General features: G+C 35.4%; 12 protein-coding genes and 1 other annotated feature. Of the genes, 8 read left to right on the top strand and 4 right to left on the bottom strand.

All coding sequences use genetic code 11. The features are described from left to right. The first annotated feature begins 43 nt into the window (after positions 1-43). Positions 44-3,691 (top strand): DNA-directed RNA polymerase subunit beta', encoded by a 3,648-nt coding sequence (rpoC, locus tag ESZ54_RS08030; protein WP_136137149.1) that lies wholly within the window; start codon positions 44-46, stop codon positions 3,689-3,691. 47 nt (positions 3,692-3,738) lie between these two features. On the opposite strand, the gene ESZ54_RS12840 is transcribed toward rpoC, so the two are convergent. Continuing rightward, positions 3,739-4,449 (bottom strand): prepilin peptidase, encoded by a 711-nt coding sequence (locus ESZ54_RS12840; RefSeq protein WP_420824360.1) that lies wholly within the window; start codon positions 4,447-4,449, stop codon positions 3,739-3,741. 136 nt (positions 4,450-4,585) lie between these two features. Here ESZ54_RS12840 and ESZ54_RS08020 point away from each other — a divergent pair, with 136 nt between their 5' ends. Together ESZ54_RS08020 and ESZ54_RS08015 are read left to right on the top strand one after the other, a co-directional pair. After that, a complete protein-coding gene (locus ESZ54_RS08020; RefSeq protein WP_136137147.1) occupies positions 4,586-5,305 on the top strand; it encodes a DUF5105 domain-containing protein in 720 nt (239 codons plus the stop codon). A 68-nt stretch (positions 5,306-5,373) separates the two neighbouring features. Then, on the top strand, positions 5,374-5,838 hold the full coding sequence (locus tag ESZ54_RS08015) for a Dps family protein (RefSeq protein WP_136137146.1): 465 nt from the start codon (positions 5,374-5,376) through the stop codon (positions 5,836-5,838). Between the two features lie 67 nt (positions 5,839-5,905). Here the strand turns inward: ESZ54_RS08015 and ESZ54_RS08010 are convergent, their stop codons facing one another. The 3 genes from ESZ54_RS08010 to proB form a co-directional block, all read right to left on the bottom strand. Next, entirely contained in the window at positions 5,906-8,560 is a 2,655-nt protein-coding gene (locus ESZ54_RS08010) for a YfhO family protein (RefSeq protein ID WP_136137145.1), read from the bottom strand. Positions 8,561-8,731: 171 nt separating this feature from the next. Next, the gene (locus tag ESZ54_RS08005) at positions 8,732-9,976 is read right to left on the bottom strand and encodes a glutamate-5-semialdehyde dehydrogenase (RefSeq protein ID WP_136137144.1); all 1,245 of its coding nucleotides are present in this window, start codon (positions 9,974-9,976) and stop codon (positions 8,732-8,734) included. A gap of 23 nt (positions 9,977-9,999) precedes the next feature. After that, a complete protein-coding gene (proB, locus tag ESZ54_RS08000) occupies positions 10,000-10,800 on the bottom strand; it encodes a glutamate 5-kinase (protein WP_136137143.1) in 801 nt (266 codons plus the stop codon). Positions 10,801-11,170: 370 nt separating this feature from the next. Here proB and ESZ54_RS07995 point away from each other — a divergent pair, with 370 nt between their 5' ends. The 5 genes from ESZ54_RS07995 (at position 11,171) to gltX (ending at position 17,950) form a co-directional block, all read left to right on the top strand. Continuing rightward, a complete protein-coding gene (locus ESZ54_RS07995; RefSeq protein WP_136137142.1) occupies positions 11,171-13,216 on the top strand; it encodes a KUP/HAK/KT family potassium transporter in 2,046 nt (681 codons plus the stop codon). Between the two features lie 115 nt (positions 13,217-13,331). Further along, positions 13,332-13,859 carry a dCTP deaminase/dUTPase family protein gene (locus tag ESZ54_RS07990; RefSeq protein WP_136137141.1) on the top strand — a complete coding sequence of 176 codons (528 nt, stop codon included), beginning with the start codon at positions 13,332-13,334 and terminating at the stop codon, positions 13,857-13,859. 51 nt (positions 13,860-13,910) lie between these two features. Next, positions 13,911-15,281 carry a DNA repair protein RadA gene (radA, locus tag ESZ54_RS07985; RefSeq protein WP_136137140.1) on the top strand — a complete coding sequence of 457 codons (1,371 nt, stop codon included), beginning with the start codon at positions 13,911-13,913 and terminating at the stop codon, positions 15,279-15,281. Between the two features lie 18 nt (positions 15,282-15,299). After that, on the top strand, positions 15,300-16,394 hold the full coding sequence (locus ESZ54_RS07980) for a PIN/TRAM domain-containing protein (protein ID WP_136137139.1): 1,095 nt from the start codon (positions 15,300-15,302) through the stop codon (positions 16,392-16,394). Positions 16,395-16,486: 92 nt separating this feature from the next. Then, positions 16,487-17,950, top strand: coding sequence for a glutamate--tRNA ligase (gene gltX, locus ESZ54_RS07975; protein ID WP_136137138.1), 1,464 nt, complete (start codon positions 16,487-16,489; stop codon positions 17,948-17,950). After that, positions 17,950-18,166: a binding site (T-box leader), on the top strand. It overlaps the preceding gene by 1 nt. The last annotated feature ends 30 nt before the right edge of the window (positions 18,167-18,196 follow it).

The raw sequence follows: 18,196 nt of genomic DNA, 5'->3' as shown, positions 1-18,196 counted from the left end.
AAAGACTGTTATTCTGATAGACAAAGAAACGGAGGGACATCTTTTGATCGATGTAAATAAATTTGAAAGTATGCAAATTGGATTAGCTTCTTCTGAAAAAATTAGAAGCTGGTCTTATGGTGAAGTGAAAAAACCAGAAACTATCAATTACCGTACCCTAAAACCTGAGCGTGATGGTCTTTTCTGCGAACGCATTTTCGGTCCTACTAAGGACTGGGAATGTTCTTGTGGAAAATATAAACGTATTCGTTATAAAGGAATCGTTTGTGACCGCTGTGGCGTTGAAGTCACTCGTTCTAAAGTTCGTCGTGAACGTATGGGACATATTGAGTTAGCTGCTCCAGTTACTCATATCTGGTATTTCAAAGGAATCCCAAGTCGTATGGGTCTTGTTTTAGACATGAGCCCACGTGCGTTGGAAGAAATTATCTATTTTGCATCATATGTAGTAACAGATGCAGGAGATACTTCATTAGAGAGAAAACAATTATTAACAGAACGTGAATACCGCGAAAAACGTCTTGAGTATGGTCAAGGTTTCCAAGCAAGCATGGGTGCAGAAGCAATCAAACGCTTGTTAGAAGATGTTGATTTAGAAAAAGAAGTTGTGGAATTAAAAGAAGAATTGAAAACAGCACAAGGTCAAAAAAGAACGCGTGCAATTCGTCGTCTAGATATTTTAGAAGCCTTTAGAACTTCTGGTAATAATCCTGAGTGGATGGTAATGGACGTTGTGCCAATTATCCCACCGGATTTACGTCCAATGGTTCAATTAGAAGGTGGACGTTTTGCAACAAGTGATTTGAACGATTTATACCGTCGTGTGATTAACCGTAATAACCGTTTGAAACGTTTATTAGACTTAAATGCACCTGGTATTATTGTGCAAAACGAAAAACGTATGCTACAAGAAGCGGTAGATGCGTTAATTGATAATGGTCGTCGTGGCCGTCCAGTTACTGGACCAGGTAACCGCCCATTGAAATCTTTATCTCATATGTTGAAAGGGAAACAAGGTCGTTTCCGTCAAAACTTATTAGGTAAACGTGTTGACTATTCTGGTCGTTCAGTTATCGTTGTTGGACCTTTCTTAAAAATGTACCAATGTGGTCTGCCAAAAGAAATGGCCATTGAATTATTCAAACCTTTTGTGATGCATGAATTAGTAAAACGCGAAATTGCGAATAACATTAAAAATGCAAAACGCCAAATTGAACGTCAAGAAGATGCAGTTTGGGATGTCTTAGAAGATGTAATCAAAGAACATCCAGTATTACTTAACCGAGCACCTACATTGCATAGACTTGGTATCCAAGCGTTTGAGCCTGTCTTAGTTGAAGGTCGCGCGATTCGTCTTCACCCATTAGTTTGTGAGGCTTATAATGCCGATTTTGATGGGGACCAAATGGCGGTTCACGTTCCTTTAAATGAGGAAGCACAAGCTGAAGCACGTATGTTAATGTTAGCGGCTCAAAATATCTTGAACCCTAAAGATGGTAAACCAGTTGTTACACCATCTCAAGATATGGTTTTAGGTAACTACTATCTAACAATGGAAGAACCCGGCCAAATTGGTGAAGGTATGATTTTCCGTGACTTAGATGAAATTGTTTTAGCGTGGAGAAATGGATATGTCCACTTACATTCTCGTATTGGATTACAAACAAGCTCAATGCCTGAAAAACCATTTACACCTGAACAAAGAGAACGTCTGTTGATTACAACAGTTGGTAAAGCAATCTTTAACGAGATTATGCCTCCAGAGTTCCCTTATCTAAATGAACCTACTGACTATAATTTAACTGTTCAAACACCAGATAAATACTTCGTTGAAGCTGCTACTGATGTAGCTGCTCATATTAAAGAGCAAGAGCCAGTCGGTCCATTCAAGAAGAAAAATCTTGGAAATATCATTGCTGAAGTCTTCAAACGATTCAAAATTACTGAAACTTCAAAAATGTTAGATAGAATGAAAGACTTAGGTTATAAACATTCGACTTATGCTGGTATGACTGTTGGGATTGCGGATATCGTGGTCTTACATGAGAAACCAGGTATGATTGAAGAAGCACATAAACAAGTAGAAACAATTACAAAACAATTCCGTCGTGGTCTGATTACGGATGACGAACGTTATGAACGTGTTATTGGAGTCTGGAATGCAACGAAAGATGCAATCCAATTGAAACTGATGGAAAGTTTAGATGATCGTAACCCAATCTTCATGATGAGTGATTCTGGAGCCCGTGGTAACATCTCCAACTTTACACAGTTAGCTGGTATGCGTGGTTTGATGGCAGCTCCAAACGGACGTATCATGGAGTTACCAATCGTTTCTAACTTCCGTGAAGGGTTAACAGTCTTAGAAATGTTTATCTCTACTCACGGTGCCCGTAAAGGTATGACGGATACGGCCCTTAAAACAGCCGATTCAGGTTACTTAACACGTCGTTTAGTTGACGTGGCCCAAGATGTTATCATTCGTGAAACAGATTGTGGTACAGATCGTGGCTTGAATATCCGTGCAATGAAAGAAGGTAACGAAGTTATCGAAACGCTTGAAGAGCGTATGTTAGGTCGTTACACTCGTAAATCAGTTGTTCATCCTGAAACCGGTGAAATGATTGTCGGTTCAAATGAACTAATTACTGAAGATATTTGTAAACAAATTACGGAAGCTGGTATTGAAGAAATTACAATTCGTTCCGTATTTACATGTAATACAAAACATGGTGTATGTAAACACTGTTATGGCCGTAACTTGGCAACAGGTTCTGAAGTTGAAGTTGGGGAAGCAGTTGGTACAATTGCCGCTCAATCAATCGGTGAGCCTGGTACCCAATTAACAATGCGTACGTTCCATACGGGTGGGGTTGCCGGAGATGATATTACTCAAGGTTTACCTCGTATCCAAGAAATCTTTGAAGCACGTAATCCAAAAGGGGTTGCTGTGATTTCTGAGGTTGCTGGTGAAGTTATTGAAGTATCAGAAGATCCAGCAGATCGTACAAAACAAGTTATTGTTAAAGGTGAAACAGATACAAGAACATATGATGTAGCATTTACAGCTCGTTTGAAAGTTGCTGAAGGCGACATTATTGATCGTGGTACACCATTAACAGAAGGTTCAATTGATCCTAAACAATTATTACAAGTTAAAGACGTCTTGACTGTGGAAAACTACTTACTTAAAGAAGTACAAAAAGTTTACCGTATGCAAGGGGTAGAAATTGGTGACAAACACGTTGAGGTAATGGTACGTCAAATGTTACGTAAAGTACGTGTTATGGACCCAGGTGATTCAGAAATTCTACCAGGTACATTACTTGATATTGCTGAATTCTCAGACCGAAACTACAATACGTTAGTTAGCGGTGGAAATCCAGCGACAAGTCGTCCTGTCTTATTAGGAATCACGAAAGCATCTCTTGAAACTAACAGTTTCTTATCTGCTGCATCATTCCAGGAAACAACTCGTGTGTTAACAGATGCTGCCATTCGCGGTAAGAAAGATGAGTTACTTGGTCTTAAAGAAAATGTTATCATCGGTAAGATTATTCCTGCCGGTACTGGTATGCCAAAATATCGTAACATGGAACCAAAAGAAGTTGGCGTGGCTAGCGAAAATGTTTATAGTATTAGTGACATTGAAGCACAAATGGCTGCTGCTGATGCTTTAAAAGATAAATAAAAATTAAAAATCTAAAAGTGTTCAATGCGAACGCTTTTAGATTTTTTTTATGCAAAATGGGGATAAAAATATGTCACAATCAGAAAAGCGAGTGAAATAAAGGGGACAAATGGCAATTTGTGAGTTCGATTGTGGATAAAAAGCATTTTTAGTAGTGTATAAAGAATGCCACAAAGTGATGCTAATAGAATTATCCACAAAAGTGAGTATAAACCAGTGAAAAAGACTAAAAAAGTCAGTAATTGGATATCACCACCACCGATTTGTTGTGGAAAAAGGTAATTATACAGTGAGAAAAGACAAAAAATTAGTAACATATCCAGAAAATGTGGAAAAAGCCGTGTATAACTATTGGCTTGAAGCACGATTAACATAAGAACGATAGGATAAAGAAGTAAAGGTTCAACAATGCCGTAAAAATAATCAGTCAAACTAAGCATGAACAACAGTAGACTAAGGTAAAAACAAAGCCTGTACTCAAGTGTCCAGGGATTAAAAAATCCAATCAAAAATAAAAAACCGCTTAAACATTCAACTATCCAATAATAATTTGAAATTTTTTCTTTACAATAAGTGCAGCAGTTTCTATGAAATATTAATTGCCAAAATGGGATTAATGCAAAAAAAGATAAATCCTTTTGACAATAGTCGCATTTCGAGCGACTCAGAATAAATGTTTCTTTCTTAGGTATTCGTATTGCGAGTACACCAAGAAATGACCCAACTAGGCAGCCAAAATAAAAAATAAATAATATCATAAACAAGTTAATTTGCCCTCTTTCTTTCTATTTTGAATAAGATACGCAAAACTTATCGACAATTTCGTTTAAAAAAGTACATTTTATGCTCAAATGTGTTAAATTTAATATATGATAACCTTTAGGGAGATAGTATATGAAGAAAATAAAATCATTTGGCATAGCAATGATGACCATCTTGTTGTTTATTTTGGCTGGCTGCCAATCTAAAGAATTAACCCCTCAAACAGTTGGAACAACTTTTGTGAATAATTTTATTTATTATAAAGATAGTAAAAATTTTAAAGAATATTTTGTTGAAGGTGATCTTTTAGAAAAGCAACTTCGTGTCAAAATGAATACTTTTGAATCACACTTTTCAGATGTTTTTGATGCAATAGTCGATGAATTATCAGATAAAGACAAAGATAAACTATCAGCAAGTCTAATCGAGGCAGTTCAAAATAAGGCCAAATATGAAGTAAATGTTATTGATGAGACAGATGAATTTGTTAAAATATCGTATGATATTCGTGGCTTAGATTATGCGCAAGTTATCGAAAATACATTGACGAATATTTTAGATAAACCGATTGTCAGTGAAGAAAATAATGATAAGACAGCTGAGTTACAAGAAGCAGTCATGAGTTCGTTTTTATCAGCCTTAAATAAATCGGATACAAAAAAAGTGTCAGTTAAAGTCGAATTGACATTTTTAAAAGATAAGAGACAATGGAAATTGAAGGATGGCCAAGATAAAGAGATAAACCAATTAATGCTTGCTTTTATCGCAGGAGTCAATGATATGGAAACATATGAACAAGAAACGAATAAAGCTGTTCAAAATGCTGTTCAAAAAGCTGAAAAAAAACTTTAGTTCTTATTGTTTTAATTTTCTCTTTTAAAGTGTTACTATAGATATAGTAATTAAAGGAGGAATTGTTCATGAGTAATGTAAAAACAAAAGAAATTTTAAACCAAGCTGTTGCCGATTTAAGTCAGTTTGCTGTAGTGATTCATCAAGCTCATTGGTATATGAGAGGTCAAAATTTCTTAACACTACATCCAAAAATGGATGAGTATATGGATGGTATTAATGATCAATTAGATGTTATTGCAGAACGTTTAATCACAATTGGTGGTAGCCCATATTCAACGTTAACAGAATTTGCTGAACACACAAAAATTAAAGATACTCCTGGAACTTATGATAAAACAATGAAAGAACATCTCGAAGTTCTTATCTCTGGTTATCAATATCTTCGTCAATTAAGTGCAGAAGCAATTACAATTACTGAAGAAGAAGGTGACCATGTCACTCAAGATATCTTTATTGGTATGAAAGGTGAAACAGAAAAAACATTATGGATGCTATTTGCTGAATTAGGTCAAGCACCTAATTTAGGCTAATCCAACTAAATTTCTTAGAACAAACAAAAGCCCTCAAACTTATTTAATAAGTTTGATGGCTTCTTTTTTATTTAGAGCGTCTTCTTGAAGAGGAACTATTAGTGTTACTTGATTTACGTTTAGATTGAGGATTGTAAAAGAATAGTACATAACCAGAAAACGTTGCAATACCAAGGAATAAACAAGCAAAACCTAGGTTTAAGCCTGGCGGTAAGTAAGATAGTTCAATATCATGTTTTCCTTTTGGTACATTGAAGGTTAGTAAACCTTTTTCAAATGGTTTTGTTTTAACTTTTTTTCCATCAATTCGCGCTGTCCAACCCTTATCATAAGGAATTGTTGTGAAGAGTACTTGATCTTCAACTAGATTAACATTTGCATAGGCATGACGTTTATCAACTTTAAATTTCACATCTTTTTGTTGAATGTTACGAATTGCAGTTTGATAATGGTTGGTATCTAGTGTTACAACAGTTGGTTCAATGACTTCTACTTCTGGCGATCCGGTGAATTCGACAGTAAATTGAATCGTTGATTCTTGAGAGAAGTAACCTAAATTATAGTATTGTCCAGTAATATCAATTTGTGAACGATTAGTTACACCTTGAGAAGTAACAATTGCCGAAGAGCCATCCAACAAACCAAAATCTGTTGGAAAAATACTAATATAAGCTTGTTGTCCTGCAGGTACTAAAACGTTGAAAGTCAGTTTCTTGCCGATATCAGGTTTCTTCTCTTGATAAAGAACTTTTTGATCACCTTTTGGAATAATTTTAGTATTTTCAGATTTGACTAATTTAGGTTTAATGAAATCAAAATATTCTGTTGTTAAATTAGAAAGCTGATTCATTAACATTGTTTGTGAGCCTAAATTATCAGTATCAGGTAATTTTAAATTATATAAATCTTTATCAGTTAACATTCCTAATGGTAATGCTAATGAGTTTTGATACAGCTGATATTCACCTTTTGATTCGATGACTTCATAGCCAAATTTATTAACGGGTTGTTTACTGATATTGTGACGAATCCCAAAAAGGCTATCCATCATTACGGTATTGTTGTCGTAGCGAATATTTAGATTCGTGCCTTGCGAACGGTATCCCAGTGTATCTAAGAGTCCGGATGAGTGTCGGTTACGAACAGAAGAGAACATGCTAATACCGCTGTAGCCATAATTAAATGTATCATTGGAAGAAACATCATCAAGTGATTCAAGTCGATAGAAATTATTTTCGTTTTCTTTCTCTGCACGATTTACGAGTGAATCGATTGATTTATAAGGATCAGAATACAAACTTCGTGATGCATAGTTCCAATCGTCGAGAATCCCATTTAACATGAAATTGGTATTTAAAAATGCTTCTCCAGCCATTAAGAAAAAGAGTAGTACAGCAAGATGTTTCATTAAAAATTTACCTTGATGATAGAGACTCATTAGTAAAATATATAAAATCATAAATAAAATTGTAAGAGCAAGTGACTCTAGTGAAATGAAATCAAAGTGTTCTGGCGCTGTTGTTAGCTTGGCAAGTACAAAGAGAACGATTAAGATGATGCTTGTGCCAATAAAATAGATGCTATCTTCTTTCTCAAATTTTTCCCATCCATAACCTGCTAACATAATGACAGTGAAAGAGAATAGGAAACTAAATCGGAATAAGAACATATTTGGCGCATGCATTCCATGCCAAAATAGATTTAATGGATCTAAGTAAAATGATAGGAAAATAAAAGCCATGATACTACCGTAAGCAATTTTCTCGTTTAAACTAATTTTCTTGGTAATAAAATAGAAAATACAAAATACAAGTGGAATTAAACCAATATAAATAAATGGAATGGAACCATATTTGGTTGTATCGTAGGAACCAATCATGTTTTTAGCGATAATGTCCCAAGCACTAGTTGCCTCTGTCTTTAGCATTGTCAACTTAGTAAGTGTTTCACCATTACTTTTTAAATCAAGAATAGATGGTAAAATTAAAATCATTGAACTGATACCTGCTGTGAAAGCCGTTAAAAAATAAGGAACTACTCGTTTTTTAGCTTCCTTTTTATTCAGGAATAGTTTTGCTATGAAATAAAGGAATGAGAAGACTCCAATCATAAAACCGAAATAAAAATTAGATACAAACAACATAAAATAAGCGACAAAGAGTAAAGTTGGTTTTTTATTTTCAAAAATACGGTTAATGCCTAAAATAATAAGTGGTAAGTAAACCATCGCATCTAACCACATAATGACCTCAGATTGTGCGATACTAAACGACATCAATGCGTAGGAGACGCTTAGCGAAAGGATACTCCATTGATTTAATTTAAATGTTTCTTTAGCATAAAACCAAAAAGCAAGTCCGGCAGAGCCAATTTTTACTAAGGTAATCAGATATAAGGCGTCTGGAATATTTTGGTTCTTGAAAAAGAAAACCAGTGGTGTAAAGATACCACCCAGATAGTATGAAATTAATGACCAAAAATTGAGGCCGAGTGAGGCATTCCAAGTATAAAAAATACTTTGTTCCCCGTGTAGTACGTTGTTAAAACTTGCGTGAAAATTGGAGAATTGTGCAAAAGCATCACTAGCTAAAACACTTCGTTCACTTCCCCAATAAATTCCAAGGCTTAAATAAACCAGGAACATAATTAATACTGGTATGAAAAAGGCGGCGACGCCAAATCCCCAGATTTTTTTCTTCGTTTTTCTTCTAGCTTGTCTCATTATAGAAAATCCTCCATATGTAATTAACGATATTTATTATAACATACAACAAAGTTGAAAACATTAGGCTTAAAATTAAAAAGAATCTCATTATGTGGTGCGACTGTCGTAAATAAAGATAAAAAGAAACTAGTGCTTGGTATTTCGTGCACTAGTTTTTTTATGATTTTTTTAACGTGTTTGTCCAGTTCCTAAGATAACATACTTAATCGAAGTCAATTCGTTTAATCCCATTGGTCCACGTGCGTGGAGTTTTTGGGTACTGATGCCGATTTCACCACCAAAACCAAAGACACTACCATCAGTAAAACGAGATGAAGCATTAATATAAACAGCTGCTGCGTCAACTTCTTTAACAAACCTCTGTGAAGTGAAGTAGTTATCTGTAATAATGACTTCAGAGTGACGCGTACTATATTGATCAATATGAATCATTGCGTCATCAAGTGAAGAAACAGTTTTAACTGCTAAAATTAAATCTAGAAATTCAGTTGCAAAATCTTCTTCTGTTGCGTCTTTTGCATGTGTTAAGTATTTTTTAGCTGCCTGGTCAGCACGAAGTTCAACTTTATGCGGCGCTAAAGCTTCCTCAAGTTGCGGTAAAAAGTTTGCGGCAATTTCTTCATGAACAATGACCGTTTCAATTGCGTTACAGACGCTAGGTCGTTGGCACTTGCCATTAACAACAATATCTATAGCCATTTGGATTTGTGCTTCAGAATCAACATAAACATGACAGTTACCTGTTCCCGTTTCGATGATTGGTACTGATGCTGTTTTGACAACTGTTTGAATCAGATTAGCCCCACCACGAGGAATTAAGACATCTAGATAATCATTGAGTTGCATAAATTCGCGCGCTGTTTCACGTGATGTATCTTCAATTAATTGAATCGTTTCTTTTTTAAAACTATTTGCTACTAGAGCTGATTGCATTGCGTTTACTAGTGCTTTGTTTGAATGAAGAGCCTCTTTTCCGCCACGTAAAATAATAGCATTTCCCGATTTAAAACAAAGACAAGCTGCATCTGTTGTAACGTTAGGACGAGATTCGTAAATAATACCGACAACACCCAAGGGGACTCGCTGCTTTCCAATAGATAAATTATCTTCATTGACCCAAACTTTATCCATACTTCCGATAGGATCATTGAGATCAATAATGGTTTGAATATCTGCCTGCATCGCTTTTAAGCGTTCACTTGTTAGTAGGAGACGATCGATCATTGGGTCTGAAATGCCGTTTTCTTTGGCTGTGGCAATATCTTTTTGATTTGCTGCTAGTATTTCAGATTCATAAGTATTTAAAGATTGAATAATTGCATTTAAAGCTTGATTTTTTTGTGCTGTAGTCGCAATTGATAGTGTGCGAGCTGCAACTTTAGCTTGTTGTCCAAGAATAGTTAAGTCAGTCATAAGGTGTTACTCCTTTCAAATGATTAGTGATTGGAAAATAATGTGCCAACTTCACGACCATCAATGATGTCGAAAATAATACTAGGGTCTGCGCCATTGGCTAAGACCATTTGACCGTTATAATCAAAAATACGTTGTGCGGCTTTTAACTTGCTTGCCATGCCGCCGGTACCAAAACGACTTCCTTCGCCACCAGCCGCTTCAGTCAATTCAGGTGTGATTTCCGTGATAGTTGAAAATAAAGTTGCAGTTGGATCTGTTTGCGGATTACCAGAATAAAAGCCATCAATATCAGATAACATAATTAACAGGTCAGCATCGATTAACTTAGCGACTATTGCAGACAGTTGATCGTTATCACCAAATTTAGTTTGGTGATCTAATTCATCAACTGCGACACTGTCATTTTCATTAACAATGGGAACAAGCTTCATCTTGAGTAATTCATTTAGAGTATTGATGACATTTTTTCGACTTTCAGGGAAATCAACGATATCACGCGTCATTAAGACTTGTGCAATTTCTTGATTATAGTTTTCAAAGCGTTGCGAATATGTTTTGACTAGTTCAGATTGGCCAATGGCAGCAATGGCTTGCTGTTTAGCAATTGTGCTTGGTCGACTAGTTAAACCAAGTTTTTGTAACCCTGCACCAATCGCTCCGGAAGAGACAAGAGTAACTTCATAGCCTTGATTTGTTAGTGAAGTTAAAACAAATGCTAATTGATCGATTGAGCGTAAATTTAATTTACCATTTTTTAGTACAAGCGAACTGGTCCCAACTTTGACCACAACGCGTTTAACTTTAGTTAATGAGTTTCTCACTTAATTCATCCTTTTTCTATTGTAATAGCTATATTCTATCATGTTGTAGACAACGAATCGAGTTGTAAGTCGTTTGAATTGTGTGAATTCATTATAATAGCACTGTTTTTTTATGAAAGAAAACAATAAATGAAATAACACAAGTTTTATAGAGCTCCTGATTGAATACTCGTTTAGCGTAAGGGTTGAAATAACAGTGTTTTTGAGTTGTTAAAAAGAAATGAAAATGTATTGTAAAAAGCACTGTTAATTTTGCAATTTTGATGTATAATGGCTCTTATATTTTGTAAATTTTTAAATTTATGAAAATGTTATGTTAGTCATTATAAAAATAAAAGGATAGGAATGAGAAAGCGAGAGGGAAGTAACGATGGAAAGTGCAGCAAAAAAAGATAATTTGGACAAATTTACAATGGGTGGCGCCTTAATTGCGATGGGTGTCGTTTATGGTGATATTGGAACAAGTCCACTTTATGTCATGAAAGCGATCATTGAAGGAAATGGTGGTTTAGCTTTAGTATCAGAGGATTTTATCTTAGGTGCGGTTTCGTTGGTTTTTTGGACGTTAACACTATTAACAACGGTTAAATATGTCATGATTGCTTTAAGTGCAGATAATCATGGCGAAGGTGGTATCTTTTCACTCTACACACTAGTGAAAAAAATGAGTAAGTATTTAGTTTTTCCGGCAATGATTGGAGGAGCGACATTACTAGCAGATGGTGTTTTAACCCCTGCAGTAACAGTAACGACTGCGATTGAAGGCTTACGCGGAATCCCAACATTTTATAATGTATTTGGTGATAATCAACATGTGATTGTTGTCATTACAATGGTAATTATTATTTCATTATTTATGATTCAACGGTTTGGGACACAAAAAGTAGGGACTGCATTTGGTCCAATCATGTTAGCATGGTTCACTTTTTTAGGCGCGATAGGGCTTTTTAATTTTGCTCAAGATTTGTCAGTGATTCGAGCATTAAATCCAATTTACGCTTTGAAAATCTTGATGTCGCCAGAAAATAAAATGGGTGTCTTTATTTTAGGAAGTGTGTTCTTAGCAACAACTGGAGCTGAAGCTTTGTATTCAGACTTAGGTCACGCAGGACGTAAGAACATTCGTTTTAGTTGGCCTTACATCAAAATTTGTTTGACTTTAAACTATTTTGGTCAGGCTGCTTGGATTATTAGCGTTAAAGATAATCCAATGTATCAAGAAATAGAAATGTTAAATCCATTCTTTAGAATGATGCCTAGTTCATTAACAGTTGTTGGCGTATTATTTGCGACTGCAGCAGCTGTTATTGCGTCACAGTCATTGATTTCGGGTTCATATACATTAGTTTCAGAAGCAATTAAATTAAGATTACTACCTCGTTTAAGAATTGTGTATCCAACTGATCAAAAAGGGCAACTTTATATTCCAGTTGTCAATACACTATTACTAATCGGTTGTTTAAGTATTGTGGTAACCTTTAGAACATCTGCACATATGGAGGCAGCTTATGGTTTGGCAATCACAATTACAATGTTAATGACCACAATTTTACTTTTATTCTACTTGATTCAAATTAAAACACCGAAAATCTTAGCTTTTGGAATTTTCTTCTTCTTTGGGATGATTGAAAGTGTCTTCTTTATTTCAAGTGCAACAAAATTCTTACATGGTGGGTATGTTGCTGTTTTAATCGCAGTGACTATTCTGTTGATTATGTTGATTTGGCATCGTGGTAATGTCATCCAAGAAAAAAGTTCAGATCGTGTCTCATTATATGATTATAAAGATCAATTAGATGAATTAAGACAAGATGAAAGTGTGCCGCAATATCAAACCAATATTGTCTTTTTAACTTCTAAAATTAAAGGGCACCAAGTTGGTCGTGAACTCATGTACTCTATTTTAGATAAGAGTCCTAAAAAAGCTAAGGTTTATTGGTTTGTGAATGTCTTTGTTACCGATCAACCTTATACAAAAGAGTATTATGTAGATATGATGGGGACGGATTATATTGTCAATGTTCAATTGCGTTTAGGTTTTAGAGTCAATCAAGAAGTGAATGTTTATATCCGTCAAATTGTCCATGATTTAATGAGTTCAGGTCAGTTACCGAAACAACCGCAGAAATATTCAATTATGCCAGGGCGTGAAGTTGGCGATTTTGCTTTCGTATTGATTAAAGAAGAATTAACGCGTGTGACGTCGTTAAGTGCGTTAGATACATTAGTCATGCAACTTAAGCTAGGTATTAAGAAACTAGCTTTTGATCCGGCTAAATGGTTTGGTTTAGAATATAGTGATGTAACATTTGAACATGTGCCACTTGTCGTCGGAAAACACAAACATCTATCGAAATTAACTAAAATTCAAGTTGATGATTTCGATGAAGACGATGATGATGAAGAACAAGATTAAAAATAATTAAAATATTGAAGAAAAGGGTAGGTTTGTGTGAATTAAACAGACTTACTCTTTTTATTTTGCTATAATTATCTAGATACAGTATATAGAGATTGGAGTTTTTTATTAGATGTCGAGAAATAGGGGATTTGAAAAAGTATCAACATTTGATGCGATTAATTTACCAAAAAGAGCAACACACCATGCAGCTGGATATGATTTTGAAGCAGCTAGTGAGGTTGTCATTCCAAGTATTTGGAAAAAAGGGATTGCGACAAGTTTAAAAGCAATTCTAAATCATGATGAATTTTTTGCTGATGACCAGTTAAAAAAAGAGGTAAAACCTGTTTTAGTTCCTACTGGGGTGAAAGCATATATGGGTGAAGATGAATTTTTACAATTATGTAATCGTTCTAGCAATCCCTTGAAACGTTTCTTATTATTAGGAAATGGTGTTGGCATTATTGATAGTGACTATTATGGTAATGCTGGCAACGAAGGTCATATTATGTTCCAATTTATTAATTTTGGTCTAACAGATGTCGTGATTAAAAAAGGCGAACGAATTGGGCAAGGCATCTTTTTGCCGTTCTTAAAAGCTGATAATGATGAAACAACACAAAATCGCGATGGTGGCTTTGGTTCGTCGGGACAATAGCTTTTGGCAACGTATGTTAAAATAAAGTATCTTAAAAAGTGAGGGAATAACTTGGCAAAAAAAAGCAAAACAGAATTTATTTGCCAGTCATGTGGTTATATTTCTCCTAATTATTTAGGGAGATGCCCAAATTGTGGTGAATGGAATTCATTAGTTGAAGAAATTATTCAAGAAAAAGTGACCCGTCATAGTCGCGTCAGTTTACAAGGTGAACGGACAAAACCTGAGAAATTAGGTCAAGTTGTACATCAAAAAGAAAAACGCGTTAAGACTGATATGGGTGAGTTGAATCGTGTCTTGGGCGGTGGTGTGGTACCAGGCTCATTGGTCTTAATTGGTGGTGATCCAGGAATTGGTAAATCGACTTTACTGTTACAAGTGTCACAACAGTTAAGCAAACTTGAAGGTCAAGTGCTTTATGTATCTGGGGAGGAAAGTGCGCAACAAATTAAAATGCGTGCTGAACGACTAAGTGATAGTGAAAACGACTTTTATGTTTATGCTGAAACGGATATGAGTGCGATTAAGCAAACAATTGAGAATCTAAAACCTGAGTATGTCGTCATTGACTCTATTCAAACCATGATTAATCCAGAATTGAATAGCGCTGCTGGTAGCGTGAGTCAAGTCCGCGAAACAACAGCTGAATTGATGCAAATTGCAAAATCAAATCAGGTAGCCATCTTTATTGTTGGTCATGTGACAAAAGAAGGTTCATTGGCTGGACCACGTATGCTCGAGCATATGGTAGATACGGTTTTATATTTTGAAGGGGAACGACATCATACATTCCGTATTTTACGTGCGGTTAAAAATCGTTTTGGTTCCACAAATGAAATTGGGATTTTTGAGATGCGTTCGCAAGGTTTGGTTGAAGTGTTGAACCCATCAGAAGCTTTTTTAGAAGAACGATTAGCAGGTGCGACAGGATCGGCTATTGTTTGTTCAATGGAAGGTACACGCCCTATCTTAGCGGAGGTGCAATCTTTAATTACACCTTCAGTATTTGGTAATGCTAAGCGAACAGCAACAGGTCTTGACTATAACCGTGTGTCGCTAATTATGGCCGTTTTAGAAAAACGTGCTGGTTTATTATTACAAAATCAAGATGCTTATTTAAAAGCAGTGGGTGGCGTGAAGCTAGATGAACCAGCGATTGATTTGGCGATTGCTGTTAGTATCGCCTCAAGCTACAAAGAACGTGAGACATCTGCCAAAGAGTGTTTTATTGGTGAAATTGGTTTAACAGGTGAAATTAGACGCGTAAACCGAATCGAACAACGTGTTGTTGAAGCTGAAAAGCTTGGCTTTAGTAAAGTTTATGTCCCTAAGAACAATTTAGCTGGTTGGCAGGTTCCAAAAGGAATCGAAGTAATTGGTGTTGCAACTGTCACAGAAGTCTTGCGACAGGTGTTTAAATAAAGAAAGGAGGAAGAAAAATTGAAAAAAATATATTTAGCAATCTTTGCCATTTTAGGTTTTAGTTTAGGTTTAACATTTGTACCCAAATTTTGGAATTTAATTGGATTAAGTAATCAACCAGTTTTAGAAAACGAAGTCGTAATGGGCGTTATCGGAGCAATTATTTTTATTATTTTTTCAGCACTTACCTACGACTACGTGGCAAGAACAGTAAAAAGAATGGAAAAGGTGATCAATGAACAAAGCTTGTCGATTTTAGTCTTCGGTAGTATTAGTACCATCGTTGGTTTACTTTTAGGAGCTTTGGTTTCAATCCCGTTATATTCAGTTCAAATTGCCTACTTAAATATTATTTTACCAACATTGATTATGTTGACATTAGGCTATTTTGGTTTCCGCGTGGGAACAACTAAAATTGATGAATTCAAAAAATTATTTGCGCCACGTCCTAAAAAAGGTACAGAAGAAATTTTGGAACGTAAGGCAGATGATTATTTTAGAAAATATAAAATACTTGATACAAGTGTGATTATTGATGGTCGTATTTATGATGTTGCTAAAACAGGATTTATTGAAGGCACTTTATTGATTCCAAATTTTGTTTTATATGAATTACAATATATTGCTGATTCTGGCGACAGTATGAAACGCGTTCGTGGTCGTCGCGGTCTAGATATTTTAAACTCATTACAAAAAGAACCTGGTATCAGCGTTGAAATGTATGAAGGTGATTTTGAAGATGTGCAAGAAGTTGATTCAAAATTAATCAAACTAGCTAAAGCACTAGACGGTGTAGTAGTGACAAATGACTTTAACTTGAATAAAGTCTGTGAATTTCAAAATGTACCGGTTTTTAATATTAATGCATTAGCAAATGCTATTAAACCGGTGGTCATTCCTGGTGAGACCATGGATGTTATCGTGATGAAAGATGGTACAGAACGTCAACAAGGTGTGGCGTATTTAGACGACGGCACGATGGTTGTCGTTGAAGATGGAAAACATTTTATGAATGAAAAAATTAATGTCATTGTGACAAGCGCACTGCAAACAGCCGCTGGTCGAATGATTTTTGCGAAACCATCACACTCTCAGACAACAATTCATGAATAAAGTGCGGTCAACCCTTTACTAAACCAAGAAATGAATGTAAAATTTAGGGTAATAAGTAGGAACATTATAGATAAGTAAGGAAGGTAACTCTCATGACAAAAAAAGTACGTGTTAGATATGCACCTAGTCCAACAGGTCATTTACACATCGGCAATGCAAGAACAGCATTATTCAATTATTTATACGCAAGACACCACGGTGGTGATTTCGTTATTCGTATCGAAGATACTGATTTGAAACGTAACATTGAAGATGGTGAAAAGAGTCAGCTTGAAAACCTTGAATGGTTGAATATTGATTGGGACGAATCTCCAGACAAACCAGGTAAATTTGGTCCTTATCGTCAATCAGAACGTAAAGATATTTACCAACCATTAATCGATCAACTTTTAGCAAGCAACTTAGCTTATAAATGTTACTGTACAGAGGAAGAATTAGAAGCGGCTCGTGAAACACAGCAAGCGCACGGTGAAATTCCTCGCTACTCTGGCAAATGTACACATTTGACTCCTTCGGAACAAGCTGAAAAAGAAGCAGCTGGTATTGTTCCAGTGATTCGTTTCCGCGTTCCAAAAGGTGAAGAGTATTCATTTGATGACATTGTCAAAGGAAAAATTACTTTTGAATCAGACAGTGTTGGTGGCGACTTTGTAATCCAAAAACGTGATGGCATGCCAACTTACAACTTTGCAGTAGCAGTTGATGACCATATGATGGAAATCACTCATGTTTTACGTGGTGATGATCATATTGCGAATACACCAAAACAATTGATGATTTATGAAGCGTTAGGTTGGCAAGCGCCAGAATTTGGTCACATGACATTAATTATTAACAGTGAAACTGGTAAAAAACTAAGTAAACGTGATGAAACAATTTTACAATTTATTGAACAATATCGTGAACTAGGTTATTTACCAGAAGGTATGTTTAACTTTATTTCACTTTTAGGTTGGTCACCAAAAGGTGAAGAAGAAATCTTTAATCAAAAAGAATTAATCGAAATGTTTGATGCTGATCGTTTGAGTAAATCACCAGCTGCATTTGATAGTAAGAAATTAGAATGGGTAAGTAACCAATACTTGAAACAAGTAGAACGTGATGCATTTACTGATATGTGTTTACCTCATTTAGTGAAAGCTGGTTTAGTTGAAGAAAACTTAACACCAGAACGTCATGAATGGGTTGCTGAATTAGCAAGTCTTTACCAACCACAAATGAGTTACGCAGCTGAAATCGTTGAATTATCACAATTATTCTTTAACGATACTTTAGCTTTAGATGATGCAGCTAAAGAAGTCTTAGCTGGCGAAACAGTGCCACAAGTTTTATCAGCTTTCACAGCTCAAATTGAAGCAATGACTGAGATGGACGTGCCAATAATCAAAGCAGCGATCAAAGCGGTTCAAAAAGAAACTGGTGTGAAAGGTAAAAACTTGTTTATGCCAATTCGTGTCGCTGTTAGTGGTCAAATGCACGGTCCAGAATTAGCTGAAACTATTTTATTATTAGGTAAAGAGAAAGTGTTAGATCACTTAAAACAAGCAACAAAATAATAAATACGCTGAAAAGAAAAGTAGAGTAGGAATTAACCTCAGAGAGTTTACGGTGGGTGCAAGTAAACTTAATTCCTTCTTGAAGTGCCTCTTGGAGTAGTTTTGATGAAAAAAAGTAATCAAAAACGCGTGATAGACGTTACCTATCAAAAGGTAAAAGTAATGAAAGGTTACTTTTATGAACTAAAGTGGAACCACGTAAAGAACGTCTTTTGAATTTTTTAAAAGACGTTCTTATTTTTATAT

Source organism: Vagococcus silagei, assembly GCF_004795745.1.
GTDB classification, from domain to species: Bacteria; Bacillota; Bacilli; order Lactobacillales; family Vagococcaceae; genus Vagococcus; species Vagococcus silagei.
This window is presented reverse-complemented; position numbering and strand designations above follow the sequence as displayed.